Source organism: Micromonospora sp. NPDC047644 (genome assembly GCF_040704315.1).
Lineage (GTDB): Bacteria > Actinomycetota > Actinomycetes > Mycobacteriales > Micromonosporaceae > Micromonospora.
In genome coordinates this window covers 608,999-633,582 of the sequence record NZ_JBEYSY010000001.1, presented here as the reverse complement: position 1 = coordinate 633,582, position 24,584 = coordinate 608,999, and the positions used below count along the sequence as shown (strand labels likewise).

Genomic DNA, 24,584 nt, shown 5'->3' with positions numbered 1-24,584 from the left:
GGCCGTAGCCGCCCTGGTCGTAGCCCCGGTCGTCGTAGCCGCCGCGCTGCTGCGGAGGCTCCTGACCGTAGGTGCCGCCCTGGTCGTAGCCACCGGCGGGCTGGCCGTAGCCGCCCTGGTCGTAGCCCCGGTCGTCGTAGCCGCCGCGCTGCTGCGGAGGCTCCTGACCGTAGGTGCCGCCCTGGTCGTAGCCACCGGCCGGTTGGCCGTAGCCGCCCTGGTCGTACCCGCCAGCCTCGGTAGCGCCGTACCCTGCGGTCGGCTCGGCGGCGCGACCACCGTACGGGGCGGTGTCGGACTGGCCGTATCCCTGCCCCTGCTCGGGCTGGTAGACGCCGGTGGCGTACGGGTCGGCCGGGGCCGGGTACTGGGTGCTGTCGCCGGTGTACCGGCCGGTCGGCTCGTCGAACCGCTCGCCGTAGCCCGCTGCGCCAGCGGGAGCCGGCGGGTAGGCCGCGGTGCCGCCCGGGGCGTCGTAATCACGACCGCCGTAGCCGCCACCGGAGGCCGGGGCGTTCCCGTAGCCGGCACCGGAGGCCGGAGCATTGCCGTAACCGGCCGCACCGGTGCCGTAACCGCCCTCGGCGCCGGCCGGGGAGCCGTAGCCGCCACCGGAGGCGGGGGCATTGCCGTAGCCGCCGGCACCGTACCCGGCGGACGCCGGCTCCTCGCCGTAGCCCGCGCCACCCCAACCCTGCTGGCCCGCGCCGCCGTAAGGCTGGGCAGGCGCGCCGTACGGGTCCGGCGGAACATCGTCGACCACCGGGCGGTGCATCATCGTCGGCGCCTCGCTGAGCGCCGCGCCGCCGACCATCGTCGGATCCGCTCCACCGCCGGGCCTACCGCCGACCACGCGGGTCTGGTCGTCCGGGCCGCGGAAACCGCCCCGTGCGGGAGGCACCACACCGCCGCCGCCGGCAGCCGCCGGAGCGTCGTCGTCGTCGCCGTTCTCCCGGCGCTTCATCCAGAGCAGCACGATCGTGCCGACACCGGCGGCGACCAGAAGACCACCGAGCAGAATGATCAGGTACGAGCCGAAGCCCCCGCCGTCGTCCTCGCTGTTCGCGGCGTTCGCCGGAGCACCCTGGCTGGCCTCCTCGGTGGGCTCCTCCTCGGTGCCCTCCTCGGTCACCTCGTCGGTGGGAGTGGCCTCGGGGGTGGCGGACGGCGTGGCGCTGGGCGTCGTCTCGGCCTTGATCGCGAGGCTGAGCCGCTGACCGGTGATGGCCTGCCCGGCGCTGGCGTTCAGGGACTTGAACGCCTTGATGTTGTCGAACGACGCGCCCAGGTCGATCCGTCCGGGTGCGATCGGGTTCTGGGTGGTGCCGGTGAAGCGGAAGTTGCCACTGCCATCGCTGGTGGCGTCGTAGCGGTGCCCGGCGGTGTCCTGGAGGACCACGAACGCGTTCGGGACGGCCTTGCCGTCGCCCTGCGCGACCACCTTGCCGGAGACCGACCGCACGGTCTGGTTCTGCGGCGGCGGCGGAGCGGCCTTGCCCTTCACCGTCAGCGAGACGGTGGCGGTGTCCGGGCCTGACTCGGCCTCGACGGCCACCGTGATGGTCGCGGTCGCGTCGCCGGCGTTGTCGTTCGCCGCGATCTTGACCAGCTGTGACCGCGGCTGGTTGCCCAGGCCGGAGAACTCGACCTCACCACAACCGCTGGCGCACCGAACACCCGATGGCAGGCCGGCGAGGCTGATCGTCGCCTTGTCGTCACCGTTACCCGGCGTGACGCTCACGGTGATCGTGGCGTCGCTGCCGGCGTTTACGGTGATCGAGCCGGGGGAAGCGCTGACCTCTGCGGCCATGGCTGGTGTGGCGGGGACGGCGAGCAGAGCGCCGGCAACCAGCGCTACGACCACACCGGCCCGCTGCTTCCAGGCACGTCGGTGTGTTGACACGTCCACCGCCTTCCGGGCTGACTTCCCTCTGACCGGCGGGGCGCCGGGCCGGGGATCATCACGGTACGAATACGCCGTCGGCAACTATGCCTTGTCCGACTGCATGAGCGCGACCCAGGGCCAGCGTCGCGTGTCTGGCCTGGGGGTCGTATCGTCCCGTCGTGTCCTCTCCGCACAGTAAGTCCGCAGCCGTCGCGGCCGCGTTGTCGGCGCTCGACGAGGGGCGTACACCCGAACGGCCGGTGTTCCGAGAGGCGGTCCGGTCGTTGTTGGCCGTCCTCGCGGAGCGCGCCCCCGGCCGATCGGTGGAGGTGCGCGTTCCACCATACGGGGCGATCCAGTGCGTACCGGGGCCTCGACACACCAGGGGAAATCCACCAAACGTGGTCGAGATGGCCCCGAACACCTGGTTGGAGCTGGCGACCGGCAGGGTCGGCTGGGTGGACGCGGTCGCCGATGGGCGCATCCAGATGAGCGGCAACCGCGCGGACCTCTCGGCGTATCTGCCCCTCTAATTGTCCCGATGTCCACCCACCGTGACGCTGAGCAGCGAAACCATGACTTTCTGTATTGACGTTGATTCGCGTACACTGTCAGGCGATGACAGTGGTCCCGGCAGGGGAGAGTGGATCCGCCCGTGATCCCCGCCCGGCCGGTCCAGACCAGCATGAGGGAGCGGTAGGTGCCCCGAGGCGACGGCCGGCTGAGCCACGACCTTGATCCCCAACGACCTGGCCCCCAGGATGCCTGCGGCGTCTTCGGCGTGTGGGCCCCCGGCGAAGAGGTCGCCAATCTGACCTACTTCGGCCTCTACGCCTTGCAGCACCGCGGCCAGGAGGCGGCGGGCATCGCGGTGAGCGACGGCTCCGGCGTGGTGGTCTACAAGGACCTCGGCCTGGTGGCGCAGGTCTTCGACGAGCCCACCCTGGCCAGCCTGCGTGGTCACCTGGCGATCGGGCACGCCCGATACTCCACCACCGGCGCGTCCAACTGGGAGAACGCCCAGCCGACGATCCGGTCGACCACCTCCGGCACGACCATCGCGTTGGCCCACAACGGCAACCTGGTCAATGCGGCCGAGCTGGAGAAGGAGGTCGCCGAGCGCGGCCTCATCGCGGACGGCTCGACGAACGACACCTCCCTGGTGACGATGCTGCTCGCCAGCCGACCGGACCTGTCGGTCGAGGCCGCCGCGCTGGAGGTGCTGCCGCAGCTGCGCGGCGCGTTCAGCTTCGTCTTCATGGACGAGTCGACCCTCTACGCGGCCCGCGATGCGCACGGCGTCCGCCCGCTGGTGCTCGGCCGCCTCGAGCGCGGCTGGGTCGTCGCCAGCGAGACGGCCGCCCTGGACATCGTCGGCGCCAGCGTGGTGCGCGAGGTCGAGCCGGGCGAGCTGATCGCGATCGACGAGAACGGGCTGCGCTCCACCCGGTTCGCCGCGCCGGAGCCGAAGGGCTGCCTCTTCGAGTACGTCTACATCGCCCGCCCGGACGCCACGATCGCTGGGCGCAACATCCACTCGGCGCGGGTGCAGATCGGCCGGCAGTTGGCCAAGGAGCACCCGGTCGAGGCCGACCTGGTGATCCCGGTGCCCGAGTCGGGCACCCCGGCCGCCATCGGGTACGCGGAGGCATCCGGCATCACGTACGGCGCCGGTCTGATGAAGAACCCGTACGTGGGTCGCACCTTCATCCAGCCGTCGCAGACCCTGCGTCAGCTCGGCATCCGGCTCAAGCTCAACCCGCTGCGGGAGAACGTCCGCGGCAAGCGGCTGGTGGTGGTGGACGACTCGATCGTGCGCGGCAACACCCAGCGCGCCATCGTGCGGATGCTGCGCGAGGCGGGGGCGCTGGAGGTGCACGTCCGGATCTCCTCCCCGCCGGTCAGCTGGCCGTGCTTCTACGGCATCGACTTCGCCACCCGGGCGGAGCTGCTGGCCAACGGGTTGGACAACGACGGCATCCGGCGCTCCATCGGCGCCGACACGCTGGGTTACGTTTCCCTTCCCGGCCTGATCGCCGCGACCGAGCAGCCGAAGACCAGGTTGTGTCGGGCGTGTTTCGATGGGGAGTACCCGATCGAGTTGCCAGCCGGCAACCTGATCGGCAAGCACGTGCTCGAAGGGGTGGGTCGACGCGTCGCCAACTCGACGGCGGAGGCCCCGCACACCAACGGCTCGTCCGTCGCCACTCCGGGTGGCGTTACCGCAAACCGCCCGTAGCACCAACCGGCGCGGCCCGGCTACCGCCGGCGGCACCGAGAACCAAAGGGGAGAACCGTGACGCACGTGTCCGAGCGCAGCGGCGCAGGAAGCAGCCCGACCGGCGCCGGCGGCGACCGCCAGCCGTGGACGGGCGGTGCTGGCCGCCAGGCGCGCAAACGCTCGGTCTCGTACGCCGACGCCGGTGTCTCCATCGACGCGGGTGACCGCGCGGTGGAGCTGCTCAAGTCGAAGGTGAGGCAGACCCGCCGTCCCGAGGTGCTCGGTGACCTCGGTGGCTTCGCCGGTCTGTTCCGGCTGGACACGAAGAAGTACAAGAGCCCGATCCTGGCGTCCTCCACCGACGGGGTGGGCACCAAGCTGGTGATCGCCCAGCAGATGGACATTCACGACACGGTCGGCATCGACCTCGTCGCGATGGTCGTCGACGACCTGGTGGCCTGCGGCGCCGAGCCGCTGTTCCTGCTCGACTACATCGCCACCGGCGAGGTCGTGCCGGACAAGGTCGCCGAGATCGGCGCGGGTATCGCCGACGGCTGCCGCTACGCCGGCTGCGCGCTGCTGGGCGGGGAGACCGCCGAGCACCCCGGCGTCCTGCGTCCGGACGAGTACGACATCTCCGCGACCGGCGTGGGCGTGGTCGAGGAAGCCGACATCCTGAGCCCCGAGCGGGTCGAGGTGGGTGACGTGGTGATCGCCATGCGCTCCTCCGGCCTGCACTCCAACGGGTACTCCCTGGTCCGGCACGTGCTGCTGGGCGCGGCCCGGATGCGTCTGGACATCGTGATCGACGACTTCGGTCGGCAGCGGACCCTCGGCGAGGAGCTGCTCACGCCGACCAAGATCTACGCCAAGGACTGCCTCAAGCTGATCGCCGAGGCCGAGGTGCGGGCGCTGTCCCACATCACCGGTGGCGGCATCCCCGGCAACCTGGTCCGGGTGCTGCCCGAGCACGTCGACGCGGTGGTCAACCGGTCCACCTGGAAGCCGCAGCCGATCTTCGATCTGATCCAGACGAAGGGTCGGATCGACGACCACGACATGGAGTCGACCTTCAACATGGGCGTCGGCATGTTCGCGATCGTCTCGGCCGAGGACGCCGACCGGGCGCTGGCCACCCTGACCGGCCGCGGCGTCGAGGCGTGGCAGGCCGGCGAGATCATCGAAGGCACCGGCAACGTGCAGATGGTCGGTCAGCACACCCGAGGATGATCACCCTCCGGTGATCGTACGGGCACCTGATCAGGGCTTCACCCGAGTGGCCATTGCCGCCTAGCCTGAAGGGCACCCTTCAGAGCCGGCGGAGGAGGGCGATGGCTGCTCGGGGACAGTCGTTCAGCGGGATGCGCGGCCTTGCCGCCGTCCCGTCGTACGTCGTCATGCAGCCCACCACCCTCTGCAACCTCGACTGCGCGTACTGCTATCTGCCGTTTCGTGCCGTCGACCGCCGGATGCCGGTGGCGGTGGCCGAGGCGGTCGCGGCCGCGGTCGATCCGTGGGCGGCGACTGGTCGGTTCTCCGTCGTGTGGCACGGCGGTGAGCCCCTGGCCGCCGGTCGGGAGCACCTGGGCGAGCTGATCGCCCCGTTCGGGCCGGCGGTCGAGCACCACGTGCAGACCAACGCCACCCTCATCGACGACGACTGGTGCGATTTCTTCGCCCGGCACGAGATGCGGGTGAGCGTGAGCGTCGACGGGCCCCGGGCGCGTAACGGTGACCGGGTCAACCGGGGCGGTCAGCCGGCGTACGACCGGATCCTGCACGGCATCTCGGTGCTGCGCCGGCGCGGTCTGCCGTTCTCCGCGCTGGCCGTGGTGTCCCGGCCCGAACCGGGGCTCGCCACCGAGCTGTACGACTACTTCCTTGAGCTGGGCTGCGACGTGCTGGGCATCAACATCGAGGAGACCGAGGGGGTCAACACCCGCGACAACCGCCACGACGCGTCGGCGGTGGCCGCGTTCTGGGCGGAGTTGGTCGGGGCGTGGCGCCGGGAGCCCCGGATCCACCTCCGCGAGATCGAGTGGTCGTTGCGGTACGCCGCGGCGGTGTTGGACAACTCGGCGGACGGGGTGCTGCCCCGCCACCTGGACCCGATCCCGACGATCGGTCACGACGGCTCGGTGATCGTGCTCTCCCCGGAGTTGGCCGGGTTCACCGATCCCCGCTACGGCGACTTCAGCAGCGGCAACGTGCTGACGACCCCGTTGGCACAGATCCTCGCCGACGCGGCGGCGACGCCGTGGGTGGGGGAGTTCCTGGCCGGGGTGGAGGCGTGTCGGGCGTCGTGCCCGTACTTCGGCTTCTGCGGTGGTGGCCATGCCGCCAACCGTTACTTCGAACTGGGGCGTTTTGACGGTACGGAGACCGAGCACTGCCGCAACAGCAAGATCCGCCTATTGGAGGGAGTGTTGAAGCATGCCCGAGACCACCAGTCACCGGCGGCCTGAGCGCGAAGCGGACGACGGCGTCACCGAACGGGTGCGGGACGCGGCTCCCGCGCTCGTCGCACTGCTCCAGGAGGCCGAGGACGCACGACTGCTGCGTTCGGAGGTGTCGGGCGGAGAAGGATCCAGCGCGGTCTGCGCCTGGAACCACTTCGAGAACATCCCGACGTTCTACAACTGGAACAATCGCCCGCGCTGAGGGAGCCGTTGTCAGGGGCCTGTCGAGCGGCCGGAGTGGATCCGGTCGGGCCAGGCCCCTGATCGTCGGCGACTGCACCTGCACACGGGACGTGCGTGAGCACGCGGGGGTTACCGCGTGCTCAGCTGCGTCGAGAGGTCAGCGGGTCGGACGGACCCAGGGATCTGGGTCGTCGTCAGCGTGATCCTCATCATCATCGCCGACGGACTCTTTAGAGTCGTCGTCGAAGTGGTGCTCAGACTTACCAGCACCCGCCAGTTCGCGCTGCAAAGCGGTGAGGTCGGTGTTCGGGGAGTGGTACTTCAACTCCCGCGCCACCTTAGTCTGCTTGGCCTTAGCACGGCCGCGCCCCATGGCTCGACCCCCTCGCACAGAATGCGGGGCAGCCCGAAGGCGGGCCCCGATGACGTCAGGCATCTCTCGTGGCTCTTACGGTACATGGGGATGCCATCGTTCGGCACCTCGGGTTACCGTCAGCCGGCTCTGCGCGTCGCGTCGATCCGGCCGTCACCCAGTGTACCGGGTAAGGAGCGGAACGGTTAGCACCCGTGACACCGGACAAACCGCATCAAAAATTGACCCCGGCTCAGCTTACCCAGCGCGGCCCGGCATCGGAGCCCGGAGGCGGATCTCGTCGACCCGCCCCCGGGGGACGCTCAGCGCAGGTGGATCGCGCGCAGCCGGCCGACGTCCGCCATCCGCCGCTCCGCCAGCCGGTCGGCGGCCACCGCCGGGGGCACGCCCTCCGCGTCAGCCAGGTGCAGGATCTCCCGGGTGGTGTCGTAGATGCGGGTCGCCCGCAGCTTCGCCCGGTCGAAGTTGAAGCCCTCGATCTCGTCGGCCACCTGGATCACGCCGCCCGCGTTGACCACGTAGTCCGGGGTGTAGAGGATGCCCCGGTCGGCCAGCAGCTTCTCGATGCCCGGGTGAGCGAGCTGGTTGTTCGCCGCCCCGGTGACCACCTTGGCGCGCAACGCCGGCACGGTGTCGTCGTTCAGGGCTCCACCCAGCGCGCACGGCGCGTACACGTCGATGTCCGCGGCGACCAGCGCGCTGGCGTCGTCGACGAGGGTGACCTCAGGGTGGTTGCTGCGCACCCACGCCAGCGCCTTCGGGTTGACGTCGGTGGCGACCACCTCGGCACCGTCCTCCAGCAGGTGCCCGGTGAGGTACTTGCCGACCTTGCCCAGCCCGGCCACGCCGACCCGCCGGCCCCGCAGGCTCGGAGTGCCCCACACGTGCTCGGCGGCGGCCCGCATCCCCTGGAAGACACCCCAGGCGGTGAGGATCGAGGAGTCACCGGCGCCGCCGTGCTCGACGCTGCGCCCGGTCACATAGCGGGTCTCCCGGGCCACGACGTCCATGTCCGCCACGTACGTGCCGACGTCACAGGCGGTGTAGTAGCGACCGCCCAGCGACTCCACGAAGCGACCGTACGCGCGCAGGAGCGCCTCGCTCTTGATCTGCTCCGGGTCTCCCCAGATGACGGCCTTGCCGCCGCCCAGGTCCAGCCCGGCAAGCGCGTTCTTGTACGCCATCCCGCGGGACAGGTCCAGCACGTCGGCGAGGGCGTCGCCCTCGCTCGCGTACGGGTAGAAGCGGGTGCCGCCGAGTGCCGGGCCCAGCGCGGTGGAGTAGATCCCGATGATCGCCTTCAGGCCGCTCTGCTTGTCCTGGCAGAACACGACCTGTTCGTGACCGGTCGATACCGGGTCGTCGGTGCTCGCGAATACGCCCATTGTTGGCTCCTACTGTGGTGTGCGTCCTTGTGGGACGCGGACCTGGTGGACCCCGGCGGGGATGCTGCCGGTGTGATCGAGCCTAGTATCGGCCGCCGGGCGGGCGCTCGACGCGCCGCCGCCGTCCCACGGTGCGGCGCGCGTGCTCCGGCCGCTGACCGCGTACGGGCGTGGTTCGTGGGAGGATCGCGCGGTGCCGTCGCTCTTCGCTTCTTACCTGCGCGTGTACGAACCGCTGGCCGCGTTCGATCGGGACCGGCAGAGCTACTGGCGCCGCTACGTCTCGGAGGGGCGCGCGATCGCCCCGGTCGAGGGGCCCGGTCGGCAGCGGACGGCGGTGATCGAGGCGCTGGGCGCTGGCTGGACCCGGCTGCCGGACCTGCCGGAGGAGGCGTACGTCCTGGAGACGGACGACGGCCTGCTGGTCTGCCCGTGGAACCTGCGCATCCGGGTCGCTGAGGCGGCGCTCAGCGCCCGGGACGGGGTGCCCTCGGTGCTCGCCGACGCCTTCGTGCCGCCGGTGCTCGCCGGGCAGGCCAGGGCGGTGGTCGAGGACTGGCGCAGTGGCGCCCGGGTGCTGGAGCACGGGGTGCCCCGGGTGCACGAGCAGATCGCCACCTGGGGCGTACCGCTGCGGTGGTTCGTGCTCTTCGACCCGGCGGAGCGGGACCTGGTCACCCAGCCGGGCCGGCGGGCGTTGCGCTACCGCACCGAGATCTCCAAGGCTCGACGCCGCTCGTCGCGGGCGCTGTCGGTGCTGCGCAAGTCGGTGGGCGAGGCGCCGATCACCGAGGCGGTGGAGGAGGCGGCCCGCTGGCTGGAGGAGTTCCATCCGCGGTCCATGGTCGAGCTGGACTACGGCGGCCTGGTCGACCTGCTCTCCGACGAGACGCTCGCCGCGGACGACTCGCCCGAGCTGGTCGCCGGCGGCCTCGCGGGCCTGTCGCGCGGCGAGGCCGAGGAGGCGTCGGCCGCGTACGACAAACTGGTCGCACGGTGGCGCGCGGTGCAGCTGTTGGAGCGGTGCAACTAGGGCATATCGCCTTAGGAGCGCTCCCAAGGTGAGTTGTGCTCGTAGTTGACGCATCACGAACCGTGATCATGAGTCCTAATAAGGTACTTTCTGCCGTGTAAAAGTCGTAAAAATCGGGCATGGTTCATCCGTCCGTCTAGGGACCTTCATCCGTTCGGCCCATGTCGGACATCGGGGACTAGCCGGACCATGGGAGACGCGTCGGCCGGCGGGACCCCGGCCGATGTCTATACATGTGGAGGAGTGACCGATGGCATCGCGAACGCACGAACCAGAGCCGCTACTCACGCCGGCCGAGGTGGCGTCGATGTTCCGGGTCGACCCGAAGACGGTGACCCGGTGGGCCAAGGCTGGCAAGCTCAGTGCCATCCGCACCCTGGGTGGCCACCGTCGGTACCGTGAGTCGGAGGTCAGGGCGCTCTTGCAGGGCCAGATCCCGCAGCAGCGGCAGGGCGACTGAGCGGCAATAGTTCCTCGAAAGGGGCGGTGGATCTCGATCCGCCGCCCCTTTCGTATGCCCCGGCGAGCACGACCCCGACCGCGCGTCGGGCCGCCGGGTCAGCGCCGTGGCTCGGCCAACGTCACCCGGATGCCCACGGTGCCGCCCTCGCCGCGACGCAACCGGCTGCTCAGCAGACTCAGTCGACCGATCACGCGGTACTTGTGCTTGAGCAGGTCGCGGATCCGGCCGGTGTCGCCACCTCCGTAGAGCGTCGCGTGAGCTGGCACCTCAGCCCCGTGTGGCCGGCCCCGGACGTCGCACGGAGCGACGGTCACCTCGCCGTTGCGGCGGATCCGCTTCACCTTGCCGGAGTCGGCCCGGGTCCAGACCGCCAACGCCTCGCCGTCGCGCACCGCCCAGACCGGCGTCGGCACCGCCCGACCGTCCTTGCGAAAGGTCGTGAGCAGGATGTACTTCTCGGCCGACAGCCGGTCCAGCATGGTCACGCCGCCAGGATACGGCCGGTACGGGCCACTGAGTGGCCAGATAGCGTGAACGTCGTGACAGTGCAGCCCCAGATCGGTGACGTGGTCGGCGAACTGCTGCGGGACACGCTCGCCGTGGCCACCGGGGTGGGCCCCCGGCCCCTGGTCGGTGGCCGACTACCGCGGCCGGTCATCGAGATCATCGAACGGGACGACGGTCTGATCAACGGCGCCCCGTCCGCCCACTACCTGGACGGGCCGGCGCAGTGGCAGCCGTACGACCACCGCGCGGTGGACCGGGCGCACGGCGAGACGCTGGACATCGGCACCGGAGCCGGCCGGATCGCGCTGCTGCTCCAGGAGCGCGGCGTACCGGTCACCGGGTTGGACACCTCCGCCGGCGCGCTGGAGGTGAGCCGACGTCGCGGTGTCCGGCGGCTGGTGCACGGCACCGTCGACACGCACGTCGCCGACGGGTCGCGGTACGACACTTTCCTGCTGCTCGGCAACAACCTCGGGCTGTTCGAGGGACGGGAGCGTGCCCCCGAGTTCCTGGCCGCGCTGGCCGCGCTGGCCCGACCGGGCGCGCAGATCATCGCGCAGGGCACCGACCCGTACGGCACCCGCGACCCGGTGCACACCGGCTACCACGAGCGCAACCGACGACGCGGCCGGTTCGGTGGCCAGCTGCGGCTGCGGCTGCGCTACCGCGAGTTGAGCACCGAGTGGTTCGACTATCTGGTCTGCTCGGCGGACGAGTTCGCCAGCCTGGTGCACGGCACCCGTTGGCGGCTCACCGATGTGGACGACCGTGACGCCCCCTACTACCTGGCCACCCTGCGTCTCGTCGACTGAACGCAGACGGCCCCCGCTCACCGCCGAACGGGGAGCGGGGGCCGTCCGTACGTCTCAGACCTGGACGGTCGGGGGGAGCTGCTCGGGCGGAAGGCCGCCGTCGCCGTCGACCACCTCGTCCGGTTGGCCGTCCTCGTCGATGTCGACCATGGTGATGTCCACCTTGCCGTCACCGTCGGTGTCGAACTGGAACAGGTCCGCCTTGCCGTCGCCGTCGGTGTCGACCACCCACACGTCGGTCTTGCCGTCGTTGTTGGTGTCGGCGCGCAGCAGTTCGACCCGCTCGTCGCCTCGGGTCTCCACGGTCTCCCCGTCGGTGACGCTCTCCGGTGCCTGGCTCATGTCGATGCGGTCCTTCCCTCGGTTGACGGGCCGTCATTACCCGATCCGGCGCTCCCCCACGCATGGGCCGGGTCGTCGTGCTGTCTAGGGTCGCACCATGAACGAGCGGAGCGGGCGGGACACCCGGGCCGGCGCAGCGGGGACCCCGTGCGTCGGCGGGCGGGACAGGGAGGCGTGATGAGCGATCGTTTCGTGGTCGTCGGTGCCGGCACGATGGGGCTCGGCATCGCGTACGTGGCGGCCGGGGCCGGGCACGCCGTCGAGTTGGTCGAGGTGAACCCCGAGCGGGGTGCGGCCGCGCTGAACCGGCTCGCCGAGCTGGGGGAGCGGGCGGTGCAGCGCGGGAAGCTGAGCGCCGACGAGGCCGCCACGAACCGGCAGCGGGTGACCCTGCGCCCAACCCTCGCCGAGGTCGCTCCCGCCCCCCAGGTGATCGTGGAGGCGGTGCCGGAGCGCATCGACCTCAAGCGTGCGGTGCTCCGGGACGCCGCCGCGCTGCGTCCGGCACTGCTGGGCAGCAACACCTCCAGCATCGCCATCGGGGCGCTGGCCGCCGAGCTGGACGCGCCTGAGCGCTTCGTCGGCCTGCACTTCTTCAACCCGGTCTGGGCGATGGCGCTGCTGGAGATCGTGGTCGGCCCGGCCACCGCCGAGGAGACCACCGCCGCGGCCGTCGCGCTCGCCGGCCGGCTCGGCAAGGACCCCGTCGTCGTACGCGACATGCCCGGCTTCGCCACCTCCCGGCTCGGGGTCACCCTCGGGCTGGAGGCGATCCGGATGGTCGCCGACGAGGTGGCCAGCCCGGCGGACATCGACAAGGCCATGGCGCTCGGCTACCGGCACCCGATCGGGCCGTTGGAGCTCACCGACCTGGTCGGCCTCGACGTGCGGCTGGACATCGCCCGCACCCTTCAGGCCGCGTACGGGGACCGCTTCGCGCCGCCGCCGCTGCTGGTGGAGATGGTGGCCGCCGGGCGGCTGGGCAAGAAGTCCGGGCAGGGCTTCTACCGCTGGGAAGGCGGGATCAGGCAGTGAGCGCGAGGAGTGAGCCGGCGAGCCCCGCGGTCGCGAACGGAAGGTGGGCAGAGTGAGCGGGTTGCGGGTCGAGGAGCGGCCGGACCGGCTGGTGGTCACCCTGGACCGGCCGGAGAAGCGCAACGCCATCGACGCCGACCTGATCGCCGAGCTGCACCAGGTCTGCGCCGAGCTGGAGGCCCGCCCTCGCCTGTTGCTGCTGACCGGCGGCACGTCGGGCATCTTCGCCGGCGGCGCCGACATCGGCCAGCTCCGCGAACGGGGTCGAACAGACGCCCTCGCCGCGATCAACTCGGCCGCCTTCGCCCGCATCCGGGCGCTGCCGATGCCGACCGTGGCGGCCGTCGACGGCCCGGCGTTGGGCGGTGGCGCGGAGCTGGCGTACGCCTGCGATCTGCGGGTGTGCACGGCGCGGGCGGTCTTCGGGCAACCGGAGGTGCGGTTGGGCATCCTGGCCGGCGCCGGCGCGACCCACCGGCTGCCATCGTTGATCGGCGAGGGCCGGGCCAAGGAGCTGCTCTTCACCGGCCGGCGGGTGGACGCCGCGGAGGCACTGCGGATCGGCCTGGTGAACCGGGTGGCGGACGAGCCCGGCGAGCTGCTGACGGTGGCGGACGCGTTGCTGGACGAGATCGCCCTGGGCTCACCGTTGGCGGTACGGCTGACCAAGTTGGCGGTGGACGCGCCGGCCGCCGCACACCCGCACCTCGACCTGGTCAGCCAGGCGGTGCTCTTCGAGGACGATGAGAAGCACCGCCGGATGACCGAGTTCCTGGAGCGCCGCCGGCCGCGCTGATTCCGCGTACGCGCAAACGGCCGCACCGGCGCGAAGCCGGTGCGGCCGTCGTGGTTTCCGGGCCTGCCTACTGCCGGATCTGCACCCCGGCGTCGGCCAGGCCGCGGATCACCTGGGCGGACTCACCGAAACCGATGATCAGTACGGCGTCCGCGCCGAATTCCTTGATCTCCTTCGCGCCGCCGCTGAAGTCGACCGGAGCGGCCTTCGCGTCGACCGGCGGCTCGTACGTCAACAGCTTGAGCCGGTCGTTGGCGATACCGGCCTTCTCCAGCTCGTCACGGACGGTGCCCTGCAGGCCCTCACCGTAGGAGTCCTTGCGGGCGACGATGACGATCTTCTGTGAGCCGTCGCGGAGGATCACGTCGGCCAGCGCCCGGCCCTGGAGACTGTCCGGCGGGGCGGTACGGAAGTAGAGGCCCTCGTCTTCGACGTCGGTCAGGCCGCTGTCGGTGTTGGACGGGGAGAAGAGAATCTTCCCGGCCCGCACCACGTCCGGCAGCACCGCCCGGGAGATGCCCGAACCGCCGGCACCGATGATCACGCTGACGCCGTCCGTCACGTGCTTGGCGACCGTCGCCTTGGCCACCGCCGGGTTGGTGCCGTCGTCGCCGTCGAGCCACGTCACCGGCTTGCCCAGTGCGCCGCCAGCGGCGTTGATCTCCTTGATCGCCAGCGCCGCGCCGGCGGCCATCGGCGGGTAGGCGATCGAGAGGTCACCGGTCTTCGGCAGCAGGCCGCCCAGGATCAGCGGCTCCTGGTCGGCGGCGGCGTCACCCGGGCGCTGCTTCTTCGGCTTCGGCGGGGCCTTGGTGCTCGCCGCCGACTCGATGCCGGCGCCGACGAACTCGGTCTTGCCGTCGTTGATCTGCTGCCCGTCGAAGGTCAGCGTCGCGTAGCTGGCGGTGGCCGGCTCACCCTTGTCGGTGAAGCCCGCCCGGGTCAGCGACACGCCGCGGTACTCGATGTCCTGCCCGTTGCGGGCCAGCGCGAGACAGCTCGCCGGATCTTCGCAGCGCTGCCCGTCGTTGGTCACGGCGACGATCTGCTTGGTGATGGCCGCCGGGTCGGTGCTCCCGGCCAACTGCGCGGCGAGCACGGCGATCACCACCGCGTCGTACGTCTCGGCGGAGTACACGAAGTCCGTCAGCGCCGGATTGACGGTCCGTAGCCGACCCTTGAAGTCGTCCGGCAGCGGCACGAGGGGCGTGGTGCCCTTCATCCCGTCGACGAGACTCGCCCGTTCCTTCAACTCCGCTGGATAGGAGTTCAGCATGTTGCCGTCCGTGCCGTAGAGGCGCACCTGTTGGGCGCTGGCCTCTTCGGGCTTGTCATCCCCGCAGGCGCTTGTGGCGAGCAGGATCGTCGCGCAGGCAGCCAGTGTGGCTACCCGCGAGCGGCGTGATACGAACATGGTCGTCCTTCCTCCGGCGAAGGTCCGCTGCGCACATTAGCGTGCCGACGCCGGCGGCGGGACCGTGGAGGCAGCGTAATGCGCAGGTAGCTCACGTTGAACACCGACAGTGACGGTTGCGGCGGTGCTTGACCAGCCGTCCTACTGTGCGCTGCGTGACGGACCTACCACAGCAGACGTTCGATGACGCGGCCGCCGTGCTCCGTTCGGCGCTGACCGGCGATGGAGAAGCGGTGGTGGGAGCCTTCGACGCGGTCGTCGACCGGGCCGGCCTGGACGGCGCGTACGACGTCGCCTGGTGCCTGGCCGCGACGATGCTCGGTGACGCGCCGGCGGCCAGCGGAGCGGCGCTCGACTTTCCGGGGATCGACCAGGCCGGGTACGACACCCGCTGGGTGGCCCGCTTCGTCAGCGCGTACGCGAATCGGGACGAACCGACCGGGGAGGCGCTGTTCGGCGCGGCGGCCGCCGACGGGCGGCTCCCCGACTGCCTGCTCACACTCGCCGGCTCGACGATCGCCACCCTGCGCAGCCGCGCGGAGTGAACCGCCGCCGGGTCGCGGCGTCCGTCGGAGGCGGACGCCGCGACCGTGCGGGTCGCTCAGAACGCGTGGTACGCGATGAGCGGTTCGTACTCGTACCGCAGGTTCTCGAAGCGGACCCGGAAGTTGACGCCGTCCCGGACGTTGGTCGCTACCGTGATCCAGCCCGAGTTGGCCGGCAGGTAGGTCCAGTAGTTGCAGGCGCCCGTCTTGTCAACGAAAATCACGCACGCGTCGGTGGCGTACACGCTCGCGTTGCGCACGTTGATGTCGCGGCAGCGCGTCGTGGTGCGGTACTGGCCGGCTGAGCCGCCGTAGCGCCCGGTCTCGAAGTAGGACCGGACCGCCCCGCCGTAACAGGTGGCGAGCGGGGCGAACAGGTTCGGCCCGGAGCTGACCGGCGTGGTCGGTGTGGTCGGCTCCGCCTGCGCGGGCATGCCGACGGAGAGCAGAGCGATGGCCGTGGCGACGGCGAGCAGACGAGCGGTCGGGGATGGCATCCGTTCGTTCCTCCAATCATTTGGTCAACAGTCCGTATTGGACTGATCATCTGGCCGTGACGATGATACGTATCGATCGATTGCCGCGCGGCCCCGGTGATGTCCGGCCCGTGTGGTAGCTCTTTAGGCATGTCCGAGGCCATGCTCAGCAAGGTGCGCAAGCTGTTGGCCCAGGCCGAGGACCCGGCCTGCACGCCGGCCGAGTCCGCCGCGTTCACCGCCAAGGCGACCGAGCTGATCGCCCGCTACGGCGTCGACCGGGCGCTGCTCGCCGCCCGGGACCCGACCACCGACCCGGTCGGCGATCGGGTGCTGGACGTCGTCGCCCCGTACGCCCGCGACAAGGTCGGCCTGCTGGCCGCGGTGGCCGAGCCGCTGCGCTGCCGCTGCGTACGCCGTCGACAGGGCAACGGCTTCACCCTGCACCTCTTCGGCTTCGCCAGTGACCTGGAACGGGTCGACCTGCTCTTCACCTCACTGCTCGTGCAGGCGGCCCACGGCCTGGCCGCCACCGAGGTGCCCGCCGACGACCACCCCGCCGCCTTCCGCCGCTCGTGGCTGGCCGGCTTCGCGGAGGTGATCGGAGGCCGACTCTGGGCGGCGGAGTCGGCGGCGGCCAGCGAGTCGGGCACCCCGTCGGTGGCGCTGGTGCTGGCCGACCGTTCCGACCGGGTGCAGCGCCGGCTCACCGAGGAGTACCCGCGGCTACGGACGGCACCGCCACGTCGGTTGGGCGGCACCGGCTTCGGCGCGGGGGCGGAGGCCGGCGAACGCGCGAACCTCGGTGGTCGGGACCTCGACGGCGCCGCCGCCGGTCGGCGGCTCGGCCGGTGACCCCGGTAGGTCGTCAGGCCGCCGTGCTGGGGCGATGGCGCGACACCGTGGCGACGTAGCGGGTGAGCAGCTCGTGCCAGCCGGCCGTGAGCGCCTTGCGATAACCCTCGGCGGCCTCGCCGTGCCGGTCGAAGTGCCGGTGCTCCAGTTCGAGCCGGGTCTGTTCCGGCCCCTCGGCATGGAACAGCACCTCGACCTCGCTCGCGCGGGCCGGGTCCGGCACCGGTGCCCGGTCGGGACCGATCTGCCACGCGAAGACCAGTCGGCGGGGCGGATCCCAGGTGAGCACCCGGCCCCAGTCGGCCCGGAAACCGTACGGGCCGATCTCGTAGAGCATCCCCCCGGCCCGGGGCTCCATGCCCAGCTCGGCCAGTGCGGCCGGGCCGGACCAGGTGTATTCGGTGACCCACCAGTCGGTCAGCTCGTCGCTGAAGACCGCGAATGCGTGCTCGGCGGCACCCGGGACGAGAACGCTGCACCGGAGAGAGAACTGGCCGACGTCCTGCCGGATGTCGGCCGGATCAGTCAATTCCTGTCCCATAGGCCCGGACCATACCGGCTGATGCCTCGGTGTGCAGCTTCGCGCGGTGCCCGGTTCCGGACAGAGGGTCGTCGAGTCGTCACCGACGGGATGCCCGGCCGGAAAGCGGGTAACCGCGCGGACGACCGGGACCTTCGTGCGGGCGGGCGGGAGATCATGAGCGAGAACGCGCAGCAACGAGGGCCGGACCGGACCGTCGACGACGCAGACCCGGACGTCCTGCTCGACGTTCCGAAGGTCACCGTCGACTCCATCCGACTGGCGGTCGACGGCCTGGAGGCCGACCTGTCGCTGCGGGCCCGGGTGGCCAACCTGCTCCAGGTCGACGCCGGCGTACGGGTGCACCTCAACGGCGGCGAGTTGAACATCGACGGGGTGAACGCCGAGGCGCAGCTACGGGTGCGGTTGGAGCAGTTGACCACGATCCTGGGCCGCGCGCTCGACACGCTCGACCACAACCCACACATCATCGAGATGCTCGCCCGTACGGCCGGCACCGCCGTCGACGACGTGAACCGCGGCGGCCAGCAGCTGGCCGCAGGCGCGGCGGAGATCAAGGCATCGAGTCGACGCTCGGACGACGTCCGCGACGAGCCGAACCGGCAGTTCGGCGCGGCCAGCCCAGTGGCCGACCGCGACCGACTGGGCTCCGATCGGACTCGTCCAGGTCGGCCATCGGTCGCTGGCCGGTCGGGTCCCGATCGCCATGGTCTGGAACAGCCGGAGCTGGATCAGCCTGGGCCTGGTCGACCGGATGCTGGTCGGTCGGATGCTGGTCGGTCCGAGGCTGGTCGGTCCGAGGCTGGTCCGGTCGGCTCGGGACCGGGTGCCGGCGGTCCTGGACCGCGAGCCGGCGGCCCAGGACCGGCCGACCAGGCGCAGCCGCAGGGCCAACGTGCCGAGGGTCAGCGTTCGAAGGGCCGTGAGTCAGAGGCCGGCCCGCCGGCGGCCCAGGGCTCGGAAGGTCAGCGGCACGAGCGTCCGCGTCGCACCGAAGAGGCCCGCAAGCAGTCGGATGGGTCGGGTCCGAGCCCGTCTTCCGGTGGCGGCGACGGTGGTCTGCCGGGCGCGGCGCAGGCTGCGGCGCAGAGCGCAGCCCAGTTCGCCGAGCAGGCGGGGGAGACGCTGCGAGAAGCCGGACGCAGCGTGTGGGAGGCGATCCAGGGCAGCGTGGCCCAGCATCGTCCGCCGGGCCGCCGCGACCACTGACGAGGCACCGATCCCGGTCGAGCAGGGCGTGTTTCCGACTGGTGGCCACGCGAAGGGTGCCAAGATCTGAGCAATGTCAGGGAAGGTGCTGCCTCAGCCGGTCGGGAGGCCGCACTTTCCCTGATAGTGCGCGGGCTGCCGCTCGCAGGTGTGGTCCGGCGCGTCGCCAGGCCATGCTTTCCCGCAAGATCGTGCTCGATCCTTGATCTAGTGGCCTCGTCCGCGGTCCGAGACCACTCTTTCCTGGATCGAGCACGATCTTGGAGGTGGCGGCGATGCCGCGAGCCGTATAGCGATGCCGGGGTCCCGTTGCGCGTCGCGGTGCCGGGGTAAGGCTGACGTCGGCACAGCCGCGCAGCCCGTGTTCGGGGAAAATGCCGGAAATAGCAAGATCCCCACCTGCGTATTCGCTGGTGGGGACCTCTGTAGCCCGGCGAAAGGCTATGTGGCCAGGGGCGGGGTCGAACCGCCGACCTTCCGATTTTCAGTCGGACGCTCGTACCAACTGAGCTACCTGGCCGTGTCTCGGCACATGTTACCCGGCAACCGGACGAACCGGCGGCAAGGCGACCTGCTCCGATACGCAGAACGCCGCGCGGGGCGCGGCGTCAGCGCTGCGGTCCTGACGGGACTTGAACCCGCGACCTCCGCCTTGACAGGGCGGCGAGCACTCCAACTGCTCCACAGGACCTAGCTTTTGTTGCTCCGGCTTGCGCCGGCCTTGCTCCGGCTTGCGCCGGCCTTGCTCCGGCTTGCGCCGGTCGTGCCCCCAACGGGATTCGAACCCGTGCTACCGCCTTGAAAGGGCGGCGTCCTGGGCCGCTAGACGATGAGGGCGGCCCCGCCATCATTGCACACTCGCAACTTCAAGCGGACTTGCTCCCATCCGGCCCCGCCGGAGGCTTCGAAAGCATACGTGATGCTCCGTCGGTCGACAAAATCGGTGTCCGCAAGGGCTTAGGGCGGGCCATAACTGCAGGTCAGAGCGGTTCTAGCGGAGTCGGGTGATGCCGAAGCGCTTCTTCAGGTCGGCGATCACCTTCGGGCACGCGGCGAGCGTCGCGGCCCGATTTCCGCCCCCGTCGTGCAGGAGAACGATCGCGCCGGGGCGACTGGCGGCGTGGATCCGCTTGCCGATCGTGGCCGCGGTCGGCTTGTCCCAGTCCTGCGGGTCGACCGACCAGTGCAGCGGACGCATGCCGAGGTCCTTGGCCACCCCGACCACCTCCGCCGTCCACCGGCCGCCGGGCTGCCGGTAGAACGACACCTTCGCGCCGGGAACGGCCTTCTGGATGGCCTTGTTGGTGCGGTCCAGGTCGGCCCGGATCTCGCCGAGGGGTCGACGGGCAAGCTGGAGGTCGTGCTTCCAGCTGTGGTTGCAGAGCTGGTGTCCCTCCCGGACGATCCGCCGGATCAACTCCGGGTGACGCTGTGCCTCGCGACCGACGACGCAGAAGGTCGCTGTCACCTTGGCGGCCTTCAACTGGTCGAGCACCTTGGGCGTCCAGGCCGGGCTGGGCCCGTCGTCGAACGTCAGGGCCACCGGGCGTACGCCGGTGTTGCGCCCCAGGCCGGAGGGGAGCTTGGCCGGCAGCGGCCGCAGTGGCGGCTTGGCCGGCTTGGTGACGCTGGGGTGCGGTGTCGGGGTGGGTGGCTTCGATTCCACCGGCTTCGGCGCGGCGGCGGGCGTGATGGTGCGGTGTGGCTGGGCGCAGCCGGACAGGAGCAGCGCCACGGCGAGGACGGACGCCAGGATGGCGCGGGCTTGCATCTGCTCGCTCCCGGAGGGTCGGGGTAGGCGGACCCGCCCGACGGTAGTTCACGCCGCGATTCGGCGACAGTGCGATCAATCACGCCTCGACTGGTCCAGGGAGTCGCGGACGGCGGCGCAGAGCGAGACCGCCTCGGCCAGGTCGACCGGCCGCACCACCCCGGCGGGCAGCGTGTCGGCTCGCCAGCCGGGGCCGGCGGCGAGCACCAGCAACGGGCGCCGGGGGGCCGCGAGCAGTGCGCTGAGTTGGGTCGGGTCGGCGGTGGCCCGGGTGTGCGACCAGAGCACCACGGCGGCCGGTCCGGTCCGGTTGACCGCCTCGACGAGAGCGGCCACCGGCACCCGGGCGCCGAGCATCCGGTAGCTGACGCCAGCCTCCGCGAGAGCTGCCGCCAACGCCTCCAGCGGCAGCGTGTGCTGCTCCTCGTCGGCGCAGGAGAGCAGGATCCGGGCCGGCCCGCTGGGGACGTTGGCCCGGCTGGCCGCCGCGAGCGCCTCCGAGACGCAGCGGGACATCAGGTGTTCCACCTCGATCAGGCCGGCGGTGGCGGCGTGCCGTTCGCCGATGCCGGCGAGCACCGGACGCAGCAGACCCTCCCAGGTGGCCACGACCCCGCTGGTCGCCAGGGCGTGCGCGATCGTCTCGCTGATCGCCGCGGTGTCCAGTCGCATGGCGGCCCGGGCCAGGCCGCGGGCCGCCGGACCGGCACGGCCGACCGGGATGGAGCCGCCGCCGTCCCGGCCGGTCGGGTGGACCCGGGCGGGGGCGACGGTGCCGTTGGGCATCGGGTCGGGTGCCTGGCGGGCCCACCGGGCCGCCTCGGCGGGGCTCACCCCCTCGGCGGTGAGCCGTCGCATGATGTCGAGACGGGCCAGATCGGCGGGTGTGTACCGGCGGTGGTGGCCGGGGATGTGTTCGCTGGGCCCGAGCCCGTAGCGCTGGTGCCAGGTGCGGAGGGTCGTCACCGCGACCCCCAACCGACGTGCGACGGCGCCCGCGCTCAGCGCCTCATCGACCACCCGACCGCTCCGCCGTGTCGTCCGCCGCCGATCCGGTCGGCGTCATGGCCGGGCCGGTCCCGCCCGAGCCGGACTCCGCGGGGCGGAGCAGCCGGTTCACCACCCCGCCCAACCAGGGCGCGTACGACCGGGGGTCGAGCTTCAACTCGGCCTCCAACGCGGCGGGGTCGGCCCACCGCAGCTCGGCGACCTCGTCCGGGTCGGGCAGCAGTGGAGCGCCGGGCAGGAACTCGCCGCGCAGCACGTGGTCGTACTCGAACTCGACCCGACCGGTCGCCGGGTCCTCGGCGTAGTAGACGTAGACGCCGACCTCGGTCAGCTCGACCGGGCCCGCGCCCAACTCCTCGCTCAGCCGCCGGTTGGCCGCCTCGGCCGGCGACTCGCCAGGCTGCGGGTGGCCGCAGCAGGAGTTGGCCCAGCGCAGCGGGAACCGGGTCTTGACGGCGGCTCGGCGCTGGAGCAGCACCTGGCCGTCCGGGTCCACCAGCAACACCGAGAAGGCCCGGTGCAGCTGCCCCGGTGGTTGGTGCGCGGCCGCGACGGTCGTCTCGCCGTGGGCCGTGCCGGTCTCGTCGACGAGCTCGACGAGGTGCTTCTCACGGCTGCTCATCGGCCTTCCCCGGTGATCCGGCCGGCGGCGAGCTTGCCGGAGATGAGCACCATCGGTACGCCGACGCCGGGTTGGGTCCCGGAGCCGACGAAGACCACGTTCGACAGGTCGCGGTGCAGGTTGGACGGGCGGAACGGGCCGGTCTGGAAGAGGGTGTGCGCGGCGGCGAACGGGGTGCCGGCGGCCATCCCCTGCTCCTCCCACTCGGCGGGGGTGATCGCCCGGAGCACCTCGACCCCGGCGCCGAAGCCGACGTAGCCGCGCTCCTCCAGGGTGCCGATGAGCTGGTCGGTGTAGCGCTGGGTCAGGTCGCCGCGCCACTCGAACGGTGCCCGGTGCAGGTTGGGCACCGGGGCGAGCACGTAGTAGGTGTGTCGGTCCGGCGGGGCCACCGCGGGGTCGGTCCGGCTGGGGTTGGTCACCAGCAGCGACGGATCGGTCATCAGCTCACCCCGTCGGATGACCTCATCGAAGGTGCCCTTCCACGCGCGACCGAAATGGATGTTGTGGTGGGCGATCTTCGCATAGCCCTGTCGGGAGCCGACGTGCAGAACGACGCAGGACGGCGAGTAGGTGAGTCGGCGCTGCGGCGCGGCGGGGAGCAGCTCCCGGTAGGCGACCGGCAGGTCGGGGTTGAGCACCACCACGTCCGCCGGCACCAGGTCGCCGTCGGCGGTGAGCACGCCGGTGGCGCGGCCGTTGACGGTCTCCACCCGGGTCACCGTGGTGTCGTACCGGATCTGCACGCCGTGCTTCTCGGCGGCCCCGGCCATCGCCCTGGAGACCGCGTGGATGCCGCCGCGTGGGAAGTAGACGCCGGCCACCGAGTCGAGGTACGCGATCACCGCGTAGATGGCCAGCGCGTCGTGTGGCGCGAGGCCGGCGTACATCGCCTGGAAGGAGAAGATCCGCTGGGTACGCGGGTCCCGGAAGAACTGGTTGATCTTCGTCTGGAGGCGTCGGAAGGCCCCGCCGCCGAGCAGTTTGAGCAGGTTGCCGGTGATCAGGTCGGTCGGCGCGTCCAGGTTGCGCTCGATGAAGTCGGTGCGCTCCAGCCGCCACAGCTCTCGCGCGTATTCGACGAACCGCAGGTAGCCGTCGGCCTCCCGGGGCCCGCAGACCCGGGAGATCTCGGCCGCCATCCGGGTGGTGTCGGTGAGCACGTCGAGGGTCGAGCCGTCCGGGTAGTACGCCCGGTAGGCGGGGTCGAGCGGGGTCAGGTCCAGCCAGTCGTGCAGCTCCTCGCCGACCGCGCCGAGCGCCTCGGCGATCAGGTCGGGCATGGTGAGCACGGTCGGGCCGGTGTCGAACTCGTAGCCGTCCACGCCGAGGCGTCCGGCCCGCCCGCCGGGCACCGGCTCGCGTTCCAGCACCGTCACCTGCCGACCGCTGCCGGCCAGGTGCAGCGCGCAGGCGAGCCCGCCCAGCCCGGCCCCGACGACCACCACCCGGTCCGTCCGTCCTGTCACCGTCCGCACGTGACCACCTCCTCGCTCAAGTCGATCATCAGGCCCGCCGGTTGGCAGCGGCGGTGGCCAGCCCGGTCAACGCGGTCCGCGCCGTCTGGTCCACGGGTGCGGCGTCGAGCGCGGCCAGCGCGTCGCTGACCCGCTCGGCGATCATCTGCTCCACCCGGGTCACCGCGCCGGTCTCGGCGACCAGCTCGGCGAGTGTGTCGACCGACCCGTCGGCGGCCCGCTCCAACGCCGCGAGCTGGGCCGGGGTGGCCAGCTCACGGGCCAGCGTGAGCAGCGTGGTCGGCTTGCCGGTGCGCAGGTCGTCCCCGGCCGGCTTGCCGGTGGCCGCCGGGTCGCCGTAGACGCCGAGCAGGTCGTCGCGGAGCTGGAACGCTTCGCCGACAGCCAGGCCGTAGCGGGTGTACGCGGAGGCGAGCGGGTCGTCGGCTGGCACCCCGGCCAGGCAGGCGCCGAAGAGCAGTGGTCGCTGGACGGTGTAGCTGGCGGTCTTGTAGCGGGCCACCCGTAGCGCCCGGTCGACCGACCAGCTGGCCGGGTCGTTCTCGCCGAGCACGTCGAGATACTGCCCGGCGACCGTCTCGACCCGCATCTGGTCGTAGCAGCGGCGCACCTCGAAGAGCCGGGTCGACGGCACCGAGGCGTGGGCCAGCAACTGGTCGGCCCAGACCATGCAGAGGTCGCCGATGAGCACGGCGACGGCCTCACCGAACCGGCCGGGATCTCCCCGGTGGCCGGCGGCGACGTGCTGTTCGGCGAGCGCGATGTGGGCGGTGGGGCGGCCACGGCGGGTGGTGGACGCGTCCATCACGTCGTCGTGCACCAGCGCGAAGGTGTGCAGCAGTTCGAGCGCGGCCAGCGCGGGCAGCACCGGTGGCAGCGCCGCGGTGCCGCCGACGGCCCCGCGCCAGCCCCAGTAGGCGAACGTGGACCGGATCCGCTTGCCGCCGGTCAGGACGGCTTCCCGCGCGGTGGCGGCGAAGCTGCCCATCGACGCGTCGATCTCGTTGAGGGTGTCGACCTCGGCGGTGAGGAAGGTGTCGAGGGTTTCATCGACCGCCGTGACCAGATCGTGGGTATAAGCAGCCAGAACGGCGCGGACCGGATCGTCTCCGTCGCCCGGCCCTGCCGGCGCCACGCGGGTCACGTTGCCCGCAACTGCGTCGTTGGCCAT

At 71.4% G+C, this 24,584-nt stretch carries 26 protein-coding genes and 3 tRNA genes; 13 read left to right on the top strand and 16 right to left on the bottom strand.

The annotated features are described in order from the left end of the window. On the bottom strand, positions 1–1,903 hold a 1,903-nt coding region (locus tag AB0877_RS02975), incomplete at its 3' end, for a carboxypeptidase-like regulatory domain-containing protein (protein WP_366606045.1). Positions 1,904–2,064: 161 nt separating this feature from the next. On the opposite strand from AB0877_RS02975, the gene AB0877_RS02970 reads away from it, so the two are divergent. From AB0877_RS02970 to amcA, 5 genes are all read left to right on the top strand, one after another. Further along, a complete protein-coding gene (locus AB0877_RS02970) occupies positions 2,065–2,418 on the top strand; it encodes a sterol carrier family protein (protein ID WP_366606043.1) in 354 nt (117 codons plus the stop codon). A gap of 167 nt (positions 2,419–2,585) precedes the next feature. After that, positions 2,586–4,124 carry an amidophosphoribosyltransferase gene (gene purF, locus AB0877_RS02965; protein ID WP_366606041.1) on the top strand — a complete coding sequence of 513 codons (1,539 nt, stop codon included), beginning with the start codon at positions 2,586–2,588 and terminating at the stop codon, positions 4,122–4,124. A gap of 57 nt (positions 4,125–4,181) precedes the next feature. Then, a complete protein-coding gene (purM, locus tag AB0877_RS02960; protein ID WP_196920530.1) occupies positions 4,182–5,336 on the top strand; it encodes a phosphoribosylformylglycinamidine cyclo-ligase in 1,155 nt (384 codons plus the stop codon). Between the two features lie 131 nt (positions 5,337–5,467). Then, positions 5,468–6,571: a cyclophane-forming radical SAM peptide maturase AmcB gene (gene amcB / locus AB0877_RS02955; protein WP_366606193.1), complete on the top strand. Its 1,104-nt coding sequence runs from the start codon at positions 5,468–5,470 to the stop codon at positions 6,569–6,571. Next, on the top strand, positions 6,540–6,767 hold the full coding sequence (gene amcA / locus AB0877_RS02950; protein ID WP_366606039.1) for a multiple cyclophane-containing RiPP AmcA: 228 nt from the start codon (positions 6,540–6,542) through the stop codon (positions 6,765–6,767). The genes amcB and amcA overlap by 32 nt, the downstream gene beginning before the upstream one ends. A gap of 138 nt (positions 6,768–6,905) precedes the next feature. Here amcA and AB0877_RS02945 read toward each other — a convergent pair whose 3' ends face one another. Continuing rightward, a complete protein-coding gene (locus AB0877_RS02945) occupies positions 6,906–7,121 on the bottom strand; it encodes a DUF3073 domain-containing protein (RefSeq protein ID WP_124821603.1) in 216 nt (71 codons plus the stop codon). A gap of 302 nt (positions 7,122–7,423) precedes the next feature. Then, positions 7,424–8,506, bottom strand: coding sequence for a Glu/Leu/Phe/Val dehydrogenase (locus AB0877_RS02940; protein WP_366606036.1), 1,083 nt, complete (start codon positions 8,504–8,506; stop codon positions 7,424–7,426). A 193-nt stretch (positions 8,507–8,699) separates the two neighbouring features. Here AB0877_RS02940 and AB0877_RS02935 point away from each other — a divergent pair, with 193 nt between their 5' ends. Then, the gene (locus tag AB0877_RS02935; protein WP_366606034.1) at positions 8,700–9,539 is read left to right on the top strand and encodes a hypothetical protein; all 840 of its coding nucleotides are present in this window, start codon (positions 8,700–8,702) and stop codon (positions 9,537–9,539) included. Positions 9,540–9,789: 250 nt separating this feature from the next. Next, positions 9,790–9,999 (top strand): BldC family transcriptional regulator, encoded by a 210-nt coding sequence (locus AB0877_RS02930; RefSeq protein ID WP_007073996.1) that lies wholly within the window; start codon positions 9,790–9,792, stop codon positions 9,997–9,999. 98 nt (positions 10,000–10,097) lie between these two features. Here the strand turns inward: AB0877_RS02930 and AB0877_RS02925 are convergent, their stop codons facing one another. After that, positions 10,098–10,487 carry a PPOX class F420-dependent oxidoreductase gene (locus AB0877_RS02925; protein WP_357206845.1) on the bottom strand — a complete coding sequence of 130 codons (390 nt, stop codon included), beginning with the start codon at positions 10,485–10,487 and terminating at the stop codon, positions 10,098–10,100. A 54-nt stretch (positions 10,488–10,541) separates the two neighbouring features. Here AB0877_RS02925 and AB0877_RS02920 point away from each other — a divergent pair, with 54 nt between their 5' ends. Beyond that, on the top strand, positions 10,542–11,321 hold the full coding sequence (locus AB0877_RS02920; RefSeq protein ID WP_366606032.1) for a class I SAM-dependent methyltransferase: 780 nt from the start codon (positions 10,542–10,544) through the stop codon (positions 11,319–11,321). A 54-nt stretch (positions 11,322–11,375) separates the two neighbouring features. Here AB0877_RS02920 and AB0877_RS02915 read toward each other — a convergent pair whose 3' ends face one another. After that, on the bottom strand, positions 11,376–11,663 hold the full coding sequence (locus AB0877_RS02915) for a hypothetical protein (protein WP_238660820.1): 288 nt from the start codon (positions 11,661–11,663) through the stop codon (positions 11,376–11,378). A 177-nt stretch (positions 11,664–11,840) separates the two neighbouring features. Between AB0877_RS02915 and AB0877_RS02910 the strand changes: the two genes are divergently transcribed. Next, on the top strand, positions 11,841–12,698 hold the full coding sequence (locus tag AB0877_RS02910; protein ID WP_366606030.1) for a 3-hydroxyacyl-CoA dehydrogenase family protein: 858 nt from the start codon (positions 11,841–11,843) through the stop codon (positions 12,696–12,698). Between the two features lie 52 nt (positions 12,699–12,750). Beyond that, the gene (locus AB0877_RS02905) at positions 12,751–13,494 is read left to right on the top strand and encodes an enoyl-CoA hydratase/isomerase family protein (RefSeq protein ID WP_366606028.1); all 744 of its coding nucleotides are present in this window, start codon (positions 12,751–12,753) and stop codon (positions 13,492–13,494) included. 67 nt (positions 13,495–13,561) lie between these two features. On the opposite strand, the gene AB0877_RS02900 is transcribed toward AB0877_RS02905, so the two are convergent. After that, positions 13,562–14,908, bottom strand: coding sequence for an ABC transporter substrate-binding protein (locus tag AB0877_RS02900; protein WP_366606027.1), 1,347 nt, complete (start codon positions 14,906–14,908; stop codon positions 13,562–13,564). 155 nt (positions 14,909–15,063) lie between these two features. Here AB0877_RS02900 and AB0877_RS02895 point away from each other — a divergent pair, with 155 nt between their 5' ends. Next, a complete protein-coding gene (locus AB0877_RS02895) occupies positions 15,064–15,453 on the top strand; it encodes a hypothetical protein (RefSeq protein ID WP_366606025.1) in 390 nt (129 codons plus the stop codon). 56 nt (positions 15,454–15,509) lie between these two features. Here AB0877_RS02895 and AB0877_RS02890 read toward each other — a convergent pair whose 3' ends face one another. Beyond that, the gene (locus tag AB0877_RS02890) at positions 15,510–15,950 is read right to left on the bottom strand and encodes a hypothetical protein (protein ID WP_366606023.1); all 441 of its coding nucleotides are present in this window, start codon (positions 15,948–15,950) and stop codon (positions 15,510–15,512) included. A 129-nt stretch (positions 15,951–16,079) separates the two neighbouring features. Here AB0877_RS02890 and AB0877_RS02885 point away from each other — a divergent pair, with 129 nt between their 5' ends. After that, on the top strand, positions 16,080–16,784 hold the full coding sequence (locus AB0877_RS02885; protein WP_366606021.1) for a DUF2786 domain-containing protein: 705 nt from the start codon (positions 16,080–16,082) through the stop codon (positions 16,782–16,784). A gap of 13 nt (positions 16,785–16,797) precedes the next feature. Here AB0877_RS02885 and AB0877_RS02880 read toward each other — a convergent pair whose 3' ends face one another. Continuing rightward, a complete protein-coding gene (locus AB0877_RS02880; protein ID WP_366606019.1) occupies positions 16,798–17,325 on the bottom strand; it encodes an SRPBCC family protein in 528 nt (175 codons plus the stop codon). 156 nt (positions 17,326–17,481) lie between these two features. Here AB0877_RS02880 and AB0877_RS02875 point away from each other — a divergent pair, with 156 nt between their 5' ends. Further along, positions 17,482–18,534, top strand: coding sequence for a hypothetical protein (locus AB0877_RS02875; RefSeq protein ID WP_366606017.1), 1,053 nt, complete (start codon positions 17,482–17,484; stop codon positions 18,532–18,534). A 446-nt stretch (positions 18,535–18,980) separates the two neighbouring features. On the opposite strand, the gene AB0877_RS02870 is transcribed toward AB0877_RS02875, so the two are convergent. The 8 genes from AB0877_RS02870 to AB0877_RS02835 form a co-directional block, all read right to left on the bottom strand. Then, positions 18,981–19,054 (bottom strand) — tRNA-Phe (locus AB0877_RS02870). Between the two features lie 97 nt (positions 19,055–19,151). Beyond that, positions 19,152–19,225 (bottom strand) — tRNA-Asp (locus AB0877_RS02865). A gap of 73 nt (positions 19,226–19,298) precedes the next feature. Beyond that, a tRNA-Glu gene (locus tag AB0877_RS02860) sits at positions 19,299–19,371 on the bottom strand. 154 nt (positions 19,372–19,525) lie between these two features. Next, positions 19,526–20,305 (bottom strand): polysaccharide deacetylase family protein, encoded by a 780-nt coding sequence (locus tag AB0877_RS02855; RefSeq protein WP_366606016.1) that lies wholly within the window; start codon positions 20,303–20,305, stop codon positions 19,526–19,528. Positions 20,306–20,380: 75 nt separating this feature from the next. Next, positions 20,381–21,325: a MerR family transcriptional regulator gene (locus tag AB0877_RS02850; protein WP_366606014.1), complete on the bottom strand. Its 945-nt coding sequence runs from the start codon at positions 21,323–21,325 to the stop codon at positions 20,381–20,383. Beyond that, positions 21,315–21,935, bottom strand: coding sequence for an isopentenyl-diphosphate Delta-isomerase (gene idi, locus AB0877_RS02845; RefSeq protein WP_366606012.1), 621 nt, complete (start codon positions 21,933–21,935; stop codon positions 21,315–21,317). The genes AB0877_RS02850 and idi overlap by 11 nt, the downstream gene beginning before the upstream one ends. After that, a complete protein-coding gene (crtI, locus tag AB0877_RS02840) occupies positions 21,932–23,413 on the bottom strand; it encodes a phytoene desaturase family protein (RefSeq protein WP_366606010.1) in 1,482 nt (493 codons plus the stop codon). The genes idi and crtI overlap by 4 nt, the downstream gene beginning before the upstream one ends. Positions 23,414–23,441: 28 nt before the next feature. Further along, a complete protein-coding gene (locus AB0877_RS02835) occupies positions 23,442–24,584 on the bottom strand; it encodes a polyprenyl synthetase family protein (RefSeq protein WP_366606009.1) in 1,143 nt (380 codons plus the stop codon).

Bases quoted from the DNA above. Each gene is read 5' to 3' on its own strand.
- amcB (WP_366606193.1), top strand. From the start codon at position 5,468: ATGCGCGGCCTTGCCGCCGTCCCGTCGTACGTCGTCATGCAGCCCACC.
- amcA (WP_366606039.1), top strand. From the start codon at position 6,540: ATGCCCGAGACCACCAGTCACCGGCGGCCTGAGCGCGAAGCGGACGAC.
- AB0877_RS02945 (WP_124821603.1), bottom strand. From the start codon at position 7,121: ATGGGGCGCGGCCGTGCTAAGGCCAAGCAGACTAAGGTGGCGCGGGAG.
- AB0877_RS02940 (WP_366606036.1), bottom strand. From the start codon at position 8,506: ATGGGCGTATTCGCGAGCACCGACGACCCGGTATCGACCGGTCACGAA.
- AB0877_RS02930 (WP_007073996.1), top strand. From the start codon at position 9,790: ATGGCATCGCGAACGCACGAACCAGAGCCGCTACTCACGCCGGCCGAG.
- AB0877_RS02915 (WP_238660820.1), bottom strand. From the start codon at position 11,663: ATGAGCCAGGCACCGGAGAGCGTCACCGACGGGGAGACCGTGGAGACC.
- AB0877_RS02910 (WP_366606030.1), top strand. From the start codon at position 11,841: ATGAGCGATCGTTTCGTGGTCGTCGGTGCCGGCACGATGGGGCTCGGC.
- AB0877_RS02900 (WP_366606027.1), bottom strand. From the start codon at position 14,908: ATGTTCGTATCACGCCGCTCGCGGGTAGCCACACTGGCTGCCTGCGCG.
- AB0877_RS02890 (WP_366606023.1), bottom strand. From the start codon at position 15,950: ATGCCATCCCCGACCGCTCGTCTGCTCGCCGTCGCCACGGCCATCGCT.
- AB0877_RS02885 (WP_366606021.1), top strand. From the start codon at position 16,080: ATGTCCGAGGCCATGCTCAGCAAGGTGCGCAAGCTGTTGGCCCAGGCC.
- AB0877_RS02880 (WP_366606019.1), bottom strand. From the start codon at position 17,325: ATGGGACAGGAATTGACTGATCCGGCCGACATCCGGCAGGACGTCGGC.
- AB0877_RS02875 (WP_366606017.1), top strand. From the start codon at position 17,482: ATGAGCGAGAACGCGCAGCAACGAGGGCCGGACCGGACCGTCGACGAC.
- AB0877_RS02855 (WP_366606016.1), bottom strand. From the start codon at position 20,305: ATGCAAGCCCGCGCCATCCTGGCGTCCGTCCTCGCCGTGGCGCTGCTC.
- idi (WP_366606012.1), bottom strand. From the start codon at position 21,935: ATGAGCAGCCGTGAGAAGCACCTCGTCGAGCTCGTCGACGAGACCGGC.
- AB0877_RS02835 (WP_366606009.1), bottom strand. From the start codon at position 24,584: ATGGCCAACGACGCAGTTGCGGGCAACGTGACCCGCGTGGCGCCGGCA.